3 protein-coding genes are annotated in these 2,142 nt (G+C 62.7%); all 3 read right to left on the bottom strand.

Annotated features, from left to right (window positions below):
• Nucleotides 1-867 (bottom strand): penicillin-binding protein 2 (locus M3O22_09270; GenBank protein MDP9196929.1); only part of this gene is annotated, 867 nt, incomplete at its 3' end.
• A complete protein-coding gene (mreD, locus tag M3O22_09265) occupies nucleotides 864-1,382 on the bottom strand; it encodes a rod shape-determining protein MreD (protein MDP9196928.1) in 519 nt (172 codons plus the stop codon). The genes mreD and M3O22_09270, both read right to left, overlap by 4 nt.
• Nucleotides 1,383-1,395: 13 nt before the next feature.
• On the bottom strand, nucleotides 1,396-2,142 hold a 747-nt coding region (gene mreC, locus M3O22_09260; protein MDP9196927.1), incomplete at its 5' end, for a rod shape-determining protein MreC.

Below are 2,142 nucleotides of genomic sequence, written 5' to 3'. Positions count from 1 at the left end.
ATCATAGGCAGGCCAGGAGGCCAGGGCCAGGATCCCGCCCGTGTGGATATCCAGCACAACAGCGGCGGCGCTGACCTGTTCAGCCAGCCGCTTCTGGACAAACTGCTGCAGGTCCAGATCGGCCTCCAGCGTGACTTTCCGGCCCCGCTCCCCCTCATCCCGCGACAGCTCGCGCACCACGCGTCCCAGGGCGTTGACTTCCAGCTGGGCCCCGCTGGCCGTTCCCCGCAGGACTGTGTCGTTTTCACGCTCCACGCCGTTCTTGCCGATCCGGAAGCCGGGCAGGGACAGGACAGGGCTGTCTTCCTGCCCCTGGGCCAGATCGGATTCAGAAACCGCGCCCACGTATCCCGTCAGGTGGGCTGTCAGGTCCGCGGCGGGATAATGTCGCATCTCCCCTGCTGTGATGGAGACACCGGGAAGATCCGGAATGGCCAGTTCTATGGCCGAAACCTGTTTCCAGTCCAGATCCTCTCCCAGCACCACCGGGAAAAAGCGCCGCTGTTTTTTCATGTCCCTGCGGATCTTTTCCAGATCCTCTTCCGTCAGGGACAGGAGTGCGGTCATGCGCTCCAGGACAGCACCAGTTTTTTTGCCGGCCTGTTCCGGGACAAGCTCTGCCCGGAAACCCTGCCGGTTTGTGGCCATGGGCTTGCCGGCCCTGTCCAGGATATAGCCGCGGGTGGGGGGAATCAGCTTCAGGCTGATCCGGTTATCCTCTGCCAGTGTGCGATAGCGGTCAGACTGCAGGACCTGCAGGTAAAAGAGCCTTCCCAGGATGGTCAGAAGCAGGGCCGATTTTATTCCCCCCAGAACCAGGGTCCGCCGGGTCAGCAGGGGCAGGCGGTCATTGTCAGCCGCTGTCATGGGTCTTCGTCCCGCGCCAGACTGCGCTGGACCCGGATCAGGCCCTGGGCCAGCAAGGGGAAAACCGCCACGGTTGTCATGGTTTTGGCTACAATGATACCCGGGGGGAAAACAACGCCCCTGGCCAGGCTGGTTATCGCCCATACCAGAAGCGCGCTTCCTGTGGTCACAATGCCAAATCCGGTCCACAGCATGAAAAAGGATCCGGCGGTGAAAAGCCGCCGCTGGGACAGGGCAATCCAGTAACTTCCCGTGAAGACAAGGGCGTGCAGCCCGAACAGGCTTCCGGAGAGGGCATCTTCCAGCAGGCCTGCCAGAAAGACAGCCCAGACAGGAAGCAGGTCCGGCCTGAATACAGCCCAGTAAAAAACAGCCATCAGTCCCCAGAACGGCATGATGTCCTCCAGGGCCGCCAGGGGAAAGGGCAGGGCAGAAATGAGAACAAGAAGAACTGTCAGGGCTGCGGGCGCCAGGCCCTTTCCCGCTCTTTCCGCATAGCCCAGGGCAGGACGCATGGTGATCTCCGGGTCAGGGCGTGCCTGCAGGCATGGCTGTCTTCAGGATGCGGACAAAGTCCAGCCGGGCCGGATCTGCCAGAAGCCCGACCTCCTGGCTGGTGGTGGCGGCCACAACACCCACGGGAATGTCCCGGGGGAACAGCCCCCCTTCACCCGAGGTGACAATCCGGTCCCCTTCCCGGATCACGGTATCCGGATGCAGGTGGAACAGCCGGGGCCGCAGGCCATTTGTGCCACCCAGGACAGCCGGATGCCGGTTTTCACCCACCAGGACGGGAACACGGGATACGATGTCCGTCAGCAGCAGGATACGCGAGGACCGGCGGCCGGATTCAATGACGCGGCCCACAAGTCCCTGATCTGTGACTGCCAGATGATTCCTGTCCACACCGTCTTCCAGACCCGCCATCGCCACCAGGCTTTTCTGGAAACCCCCGCCCGGACTGGCAACAATGCGGGCTGTGGTCTGGTGATACAGGGGGTCCGCCGGAACATTCAGAAGGGTGCGCAGCGAGCGGTTTTCAGCCTCAAGACGCGCCGCCAGACCCTGCCACTCCTTCAGGCGCCGGACCTCATCCTGCAGTACGCGGTTCTGGCTGTAGACATTCCCCATGTTCCGCAGGCTGTTCATGGCCTGTACGGCGGTGTCGACCGGGCTGGCCATAATGGCCAGGACAGGGGCAAAGGCGTCCACGATCCGCATACGGATGCTGTCAAAGACGCGGGGGCTGGTCTGGTTTGCGATCATGAGGGCAAC

The sequence above is a fragment of the Pseudomonadota bacterium genome (genome assembly GCA_030775045.1).
Lineage (GTDB): Bacteria > Pseudomonadota > Alphaproteobacteria > JALYJY01 > JALYJY01 > JALYJY01.
Note: the sequence above shows the minus strand (reverse complement) of the source record. Positions and strands in the feature narration are given on the sequence as shown.

Bases quoted from the DNA above. Each gene is read 5' to 3' on its own strand.
- mreD (MDP9196928.1), bottom strand. From the start codon at position 1,382: ATGCGTCCTGCCCTGGGCTATGCGGAAAGAGCGGGAAAGGGCCTGGCG.